Genomic DNA, 6,605 nt, shown 5'->3' with positions numbered 1-6,605 from the left:
CGCATGTTCCGTGTCCGATCTGTGCGTCAGCCGCCCGTCATGGGCCGCGAACGCGGTGGACGCCTGCTGCCCGAGGGGGTCACCGGCGTCCGCTCCGAGCGCGCGTGCGCCCGCGACCGGTCGTGGGTGGCCGTCCTGGTGCCCGCCGCGGGCCGGCCGGGCGTGGGGCCGACCCCGGCCACCGGCTCGCGAGCCGTGCCGTCCGCCGGGGCGGCCTCGGTCCCACGCTGCGGGAACACCGCGGGCCGCGGTCCTCCCGAGGCGACGGGCAGCGAGGGGGCGGACGCCCGGCGCCTGCGCCACTGCTCGCGCAGACCCAGGATGAAGGCCTCCGCGCGGGCGATCAGCGGCTCGCACCAGGGCAGGCCGAGCAGGATCAGCAGTCCCGCCGCCCAGCCCAGCAGCACGTCGCTCAGCCAGTGGGTGCTGAGATACACGGTGGTCAGGCCGACGCCGAGGGAGACCACCGCCGAGAGCGCCGACAGATAGCGCCGAGCCCTCGGAGTGGTGGCCAGATAGGCCAGGATTCCCCAGGTCACCACCGCGTTGGCGGTGTGTCCGGAAGGAAATATATCGCCGCCGGCGAAGAGCTCGGCGGAGCCGATCTGCGTCGCGTAGTGGGGGCCGAGGCGGCCGAGCCCGATCTTGACCGCGCCCACGGTGACGTTCAGCAGCAGCAGGGCGGCGCCGAGCGTGAGCAGGGGCCGCAGGGTGTGCTGGCGCCAGGAGCGCCAGCCCAGCCACGCCGCGACCATGACGGCCGTCGGGCCGCGCTGGCCGAGGGTCACGAAGTAGTCGAGAAACGCGTGCTGCTCCGGCCATTGCTCGTAGGGCCGGAAGAGCATGAGCTTCCAGTCGAGGGCAACGAGCGACGTCGACGCCAGCACGGCGACGACGATGGCCAGATAGAACGCCGACGTCCCGCCGAAGAGGGCGAGACGCGTGCGGGTCATCCGCGGGATCTCTATCTTCGGCGGTTCCGGCTCCCGGTCCAGCCGGGCAAAGATGTCGGTACGCACGCAATCGACGTTACAGCGAGTGAGTGTGTGGTCCGGTCGATCCACTCTCTTCGTGATGCCTATGTGATGTGGAGTTTGTCTCAGGTCCAGTTTCATTCCGGGACCGCCAGGAAAAGCAGATGACCTTGTTCCCTATTTATCGGACGGTGCTCTCGAGCGCTTCCTTCCGTAGGTCGCCAATGGTTCACCGCGACAGCGCGCGCAATTTCCGGCGTGTTCAGGGAGTTCGGGATTTCCCCGCGTGACGGCGCCGAGTGGCGTACGCCACACCGGCCCGCCAGGACCGGTGAGAGATCGACCACGCGCACCGCGCGCGAACTCGCGTACGCTGACCACTCGCTCGCCCGTCGACGCCGGGCCGCCCAGTCGGGACACTCCCGTACCACCGTCCCGGCCGGCCCGCCGAGCGCGAGGGATCACCCGGGAGGTACGTACATGTCCGTGACGCCCACGGCCGGCGCACGCCTGCGCTCCGTCGGCGGCGGCGCCAATCGCTGGGTCGTCCTCTTCGTCCTCTGCGTCAGCCTGCTGCTCGTCGCCCTCGACGCGACCGTGCTGCACGTCGCGGTGCCCGCGGTCACCGAGGACCTGCGGCCGAGCGGCGTCGAGCTGCTGTGGATCGTGGACGCCTATCCCCTTGTCTGTGCAGCGCTGCTGATCCTGTTCGGCACGCTCGGCGACCGGGTCGGCAGACGCCGGGTGCTGCTGCTCGGGTACGGCATCTTCGGCGCCGCCTCCGCTGTCGCCGCCTTCGCGTCCGACCCGCAGATCCTGATAGGCGCCCGCGCCCTGCTCGGTGTCGGCGGCGCGATGATCATGCCGGCGACGCTGTCGATCCTGCGGGCGGTCTTCCCCGACCGGCGGGAGCGGGCTACCGCGATCGGCATATGGACGGCGGTCGCCGCGGTGGGCGCCGCCACCGGACCCGTACTCGGCGGCTTCCTCGTCGAGAACTTCTGGTGGGGCTCCGTCTTCCTGATCAACATCCCGCTGATGGCTCTGATCCTCCCTGTCGGCCGCTGGCTGCTGCCCGAGTCCAGGGGTGGAGCGGACGGCCCGTGGGACGTGCTCGGCGCGCTGATGGCCGCGGCCGGGGTGCTCGGCGTCGTCCTCGGGGTGAAGCGGCTGGGCGTGGGCGCCGGTCCGCTGGACCTGGGCGCCATGGTTCCGCTGCTCCTCGGCGCGGCACTGCTGGTGCTCTTCGTGGGACGGCAGAAACGCCGCCGGCATCCGCTCGTCGACATGCGGATGTTCGCCAAGGCCGCCTTCTCCACCTCCGTCGGCTGCATCGTCCTCGCCATGCTGGCGCTGGTGGGTCTGGAACTGATCGCCGTCCAGTACCTCCAGCTGATCCTCGGGCTCGGCCCGCTGGAGACCGGGCTGCGGCTGCTGCCGCTGACCTTCGCCGCCATGGCCGCGGGCGCCACCGGCTCGCACACCCTGAACCGTCTCGGACCCCGCCGGATGGTCGGCTGGGGATTCGCCCTGACCGCCGTCGCGGTGCTGCTGCTGACCGTGATGGGCCAGCACGACCGCCCTTGGCTTCTGACCGGCGCGTTCGTGCTGCTCGGCTTCGGACTCCAGACGACGCTGTTCGGCGCGTACGAGTCGATGCTCAGTGAGGCCCCGGCCGACCAGGCGGGCGGCGCGGCCGCGATAGGCGAGACCTCTTACCAGCTCGGCGCCGGCATGGGCATCGCCCTGCTCGGCAGCGTGATGAACGCCGCGTACGCCCCCGCGGTCGCTTCGCTGTCCGGCGTCCCGGCGTCGGCGAGCTCGGCGGCGGCGCACTCGCTCGGCGAGGCCTATCAGGTGGCCGACCGTCTCGGCGGCCCGGCGGGGGAACTGCTGCGGTCCACCGCCCGTCACTCCTTCGTGCAGGGCCTGCACATCACCCTGGTGGTCAGCGCGGGACTGCTGCTCCTCGGCGCGGTCGCCGCGCTGCGGCTGCCGCGGATCATGGAGTGCGGCACGTCGGAGAAGTGCCCGCAGCCGGCACACGCCGAGCCGGTGCCGCTTCCCGCGACCCGTGAGTCCGGCGCCTCCGCTGCCCGGACCGCCGGCGCGGCGGTTCCGCGCGCCGGGGCCGGGGTGCCCGCGGGCCGCAGGCCGCAGGTGTCCAAACGGCCCGCCCCCGCCGAGGCGGCGGGGTCTGGACGCACGGCACACTGACCCGTAACGTCTGGCGAGGCCGCTGACTAGCACTGCTAGTTTACGGCCGAGTCGCCCTTCCTCCCCGCACGGCCCACGCCGGGGGAGACGTCCAGTGCCAGAGCCGCCGGAGGTCAGGTCATGTCCGCAACGTCGAAGCTTCCGCCCTTCGATCCCGGCGACCCGCTCGGCATCGACGACCTCCTCCACGACGAGGACCTCGCGATCCGCGACACCGTCCGCGCCTGGGCCACCGACCGCGTCATGCCCCACATCGCCGACTGGTACGAGCGGGGCGAGCTCCCCGGCATCCGCGACCTCGCCAAGGAACTCGGCTCCATCGGCGCACTCGGCATGTCGCTCGAGGGCTACGGCTGCGCGGGCGCCACCGCCGTCCAGTACGGACTGGCCTGCCTCGAACTCGAAGCCGCGGACTCCGGCATCCGCTCCCTCGTCTCCGTGCAGGGCTCGCTCGCCATGTACGCGATCCACCGTTTCGGATCCGAGGAGCAGAAGCAGCGCTGGCTGCCCGGGATGGCCGCCGGCGAGATCATCGGCTGCTTCGGTCTGACCGAGCCCGACCACGGCTCCGACCCGGCCGCGATGCGCACCCACGCCGCGCGTGACGGCTCCGACTGGGTCCTCACCGGCCGCAAGATGTGGATCACCAACGGCTCCGTGGCCGGGGTCGCCGTCGTCTGGGCGCAGACCGACGACGGCATCCGCGGCTTCGTCGTACCCACCGACACCCCCGGCTTCTCCGCGCCGGAGATCAAGCACAAGTGGTCCCTGCGCGCCAGCGTGACGAGCGAGCTCGTGATGGACGAGGTCCGGCTGCCCGCCGACGCGGTCCTCCCGGACGTCACCGGGCTGCGCGGGCCGCTCAGCTGCCTGAGCCACGCGCGCTACGGAATCGTGTGGGGCTCGATGGGCGCCGCGCGCTCCAGCTTCGAGGCGGCGGTGTCGTACGCGCGGACACGGGAGCAGTTCGGCCGGCCGATCGGCGGGTTCCAGCTCACCCAGGCCAAGCTCGCGGACATGGCCGTCGAACTGCACAAGGGGATCCTGCTCGCCCACCACCTCGGTGTGCGGATGGACGCGGGGAAGCTCCGGCCGGAGCAGGTCAGCTTCGGAAAGCTCAACAACGTGCGCGAGGCGATCGAGATCTGCCGCACCTCCCGCACCATCCTGGGCGCGAACGGGATCTCGCTCGAGTACCCCGTGATGCGGCACGCGACCAACCTCGAGTCGGTGCTCACCTACGAGGGCACCGTCGAGATGCACCAGCTCGTGCTGGGCAAGGCGCTCACCGGTCTCGACGCCTTCCGATAGGCCGGCGCGGCCCGGCGGGACCGGCGAGCTCCCCCGGCCGTCCGCCGGGAGGTGCCCCCACTCAGCTCTGGTTGAAGAAACCGTCCTGCGAACGGCCCGCCGGGTCGCCGCTGACGATCTCGGTGTCGGCGGGGGTCAGCAGGAAGACCCGCGTCGCGACCCGCTCGATGGAGCCCCGCAGTCCGAAGGCGAGACCCGCGGCGAAGTCCACGACCCGCTTGGCGTCGCCGGGCTCCATCGACGTCAGGTTCACGATGACGGGAACACCGGACCGGAACAGCTCGCCGATCCCACGGGCGTCACGGAAGCCGTCCGGGGAGACGGTGGCGATCCGGCGGCCCTCCTGCTGCGCGGACTCGGAGGCGACACGCACCCGCGGGTCGGTGACCCATGCGTCACCCGTCTCCGCACCCTCGGCGTACTCGTCGTCGTAGTAACGCCCGTCGTCCTCGACGAGTCCCAGCCAGGCGCTCGCCTTACGCACCGATCCCATGGACGCCTCCTTTCATCGCGGTCACTTGTCGTTCCGCATATCCCCTATCGTCGTCCATGATGCGGATCGGGCGCCAAGTGGATAGTCGCCGCGCAGGGGATTCGTGACGGTACTGGTGCAGAAGTTGTGGCGATTCGTCAAGGTCCGGCCCCTGTAGGGGCCATGACGGGATGAAAATATAAAAGTCGGGCCGGACGGGTGACCTTGGGGACGTACGGGTGAACGACCGGGTCGATACGATGCCCACCGCACATCTCAGCGACTCGCGGGGGGCCGTCGTGTTCGGAATCGTCAGACCATGCTCGCACCGGCTCACGGACGGGCTGAAGACCGAGTGGATGGCCCATCTGTGCGGGCTGTGCCTGGCACTTCGCGCGGACCACGGACAGTTCGCCCGTGTCGTGACCAACTATGACGGCCTGATCGTCTCGGTCCTGACGGAGGCTCAGTCCGAGCGCACGCCGGCGCAACGCCGTACGGCGGGGCCCTGCCCGCTGCGCGCCATGCGCACCGCTCCCGTCGCCCGCGGCGAGGGCGCGCGCCTGGCCGCCGCCGTCTCGCTGGTCCTCGCCTCCGCGAAGATCCGCGACCACGTCGCCGACGGGGACGGCGTGTTGGCCCGCAAGCCCGTGGCCGCCGCGGCCCGCCGGATCGCCGGCGGCTGGGACAGGGCGGGCGCGCGCTCGGGCTCGGCGCTCGGCTTCGACACGGCGGTGCTGCTGGAGGCCGTCAACCGGCAGGCGGGGCTCGAGACGCTGGCCGGGCCCGGCACGCCGGTCCTCACGGTCACGGAGCCGACGGAAACCGCGACGGCGGCAGCCTTCGCGCACACCGCCGTGCTCGCCCGCCGCCCCGAGAACGCGGCACCGCTCGCCGAGGCCGGGCGGCTCTTCGGCCGGCTGGCGCATCTGCTGGATGCCGTGGAGGACAGAGAAGCTGACGCCGTGTCGGGTGCGTGGAACCCGCTCACGGCCACGGGCACCTCGCTCACCGAGGCGCGCCGGCTCGCCGACGACGCGCTCCACGGGATCCGGCTGGCGCTGCGGGACGCGCACTTCGTCGACGACAAGCTGGTGCACGTCCTCCTCGTGCACGAACTGCGCACCTCCGTCGACCGGGCGTTCGGCACCGTCACCTGCGCGCACCGGTCCAGCTCTCACGGGTCGCCCGTTCCGGGGAACCCGTACGCTCCCGGCCCGGGAGGACCCGGTGCGCCGCTTCCGCCCGAGCCGCCGCGCCGGGACAGGCGGGGGCTGATCGCCGGTTGCCTGGTCTGGGCAGGGCTGGCCTGCACCTGCCAAATGTGTTGTGGCACCCACGAGGACCCGTGGAGCGGTGAACGCCGCGAAAGCCTGTGCAGCAGGTACGACTGTTCGGACTGCTGCGATTGCTGTGACTGCTGCAGCAACTGCTCGGACAGCTGTTGCTGTGACGGCTGCTGCTGTGACTGCAACTGCTGACCACCCGTCAGCGCGCTGCCGCCGCCTGCGCGTCGGGGTGCCGGGGTGTCGGTGCCACGTTCCGGCCCCGGAGCTCGGCGCGCCACCGCCGCCCGGAAGCGGCCACGGCTTGGCGCCCGGTGCCGGCCTCCGCGGCGCGCGGCGGTCGGT

5 protein-coding genes are annotated in these 6,605 nt (G+C 71.8%); 3 read left to right on the top strand and 2 right to left on the bottom strand.

Annotated features, from left to right (window positions below; all coding sequences use genetic code 11):
- Window positions 1-26 precede the first annotated feature (26 nt).
- On the bottom strand, window positions 27-1,019 hold the full coding sequence (locus ACWGH4_RS28270; protein ID WP_453465915.1) for a phosphatase PAP2 family protein: 993 nt from the start codon (window positions 1,017-1,019) through the stop codon (window positions 27-29).
- Window positions 1,020-1,454: 435 nt separating this feature from the next.
- On the opposite strand from ACWGH4_RS28270, the gene ACWGH4_RS28265 reads away from it, so the two are divergent.
- Window positions 1,455-3,191: an MFS transporter gene (locus ACWGH4_RS28265; RefSeq protein WP_453465913.1), complete on the top strand. Its 1,737-nt coding sequence runs from the start codon at window positions 1,455-1,457 to the stop codon at window positions 3,189-3,191.
- Between the two features lie 120 nt (window positions 3,192-3,311).
- On the top strand, window positions 3,312-4,502 hold the full coding sequence (locus ACWGH4_RS28260; protein ID WP_453465911.1) for an acyl-CoA dehydrogenase family protein: 1,191 nt from the start codon (window positions 3,312-3,314) through the stop codon (window positions 4,500-4,502).
- Window positions 4,503-4,563: 61 nt separating this feature from the next.
- On the opposite strand, the gene ACWGH4_RS28255 is transcribed toward ACWGH4_RS28260, so the two are convergent.
- On the bottom strand, window positions 4,564-4,995 hold the full coding sequence (locus ACWGH4_RS28255) for a cell division protein SepF (protein WP_005319308.1): 432 nt from the start codon (window positions 4,993-4,995) through the stop codon (window positions 4,564-4,566).
- A 278-nt stretch (window positions 4,996-5,273) separates the two neighbouring features.
- Here ACWGH4_RS28255 and ACWGH4_RS28250 point away from each other — a divergent pair, with 278 nt between their 5' ends.
- Complete coding sequence (locus ACWGH4_RS28250; RefSeq protein WP_453465909.1) at window positions 5,274-6,455, top strand: DUF5685 family protein; 1,182 nt, start codon at window positions 5,274-5,276, stop codon at window positions 6,453-6,455.
- Window positions 6,456-6,605 lie beyond the last annotated feature (150 nt).

The sequence above is a fragment of the Streptomyces sp. NPDC054847 genome (assembly GCF_053610925.1).
Note: the sequence above shows the minus strand (reverse complement) of the source record. Positions and strands in the feature narration are given on the sequence as shown.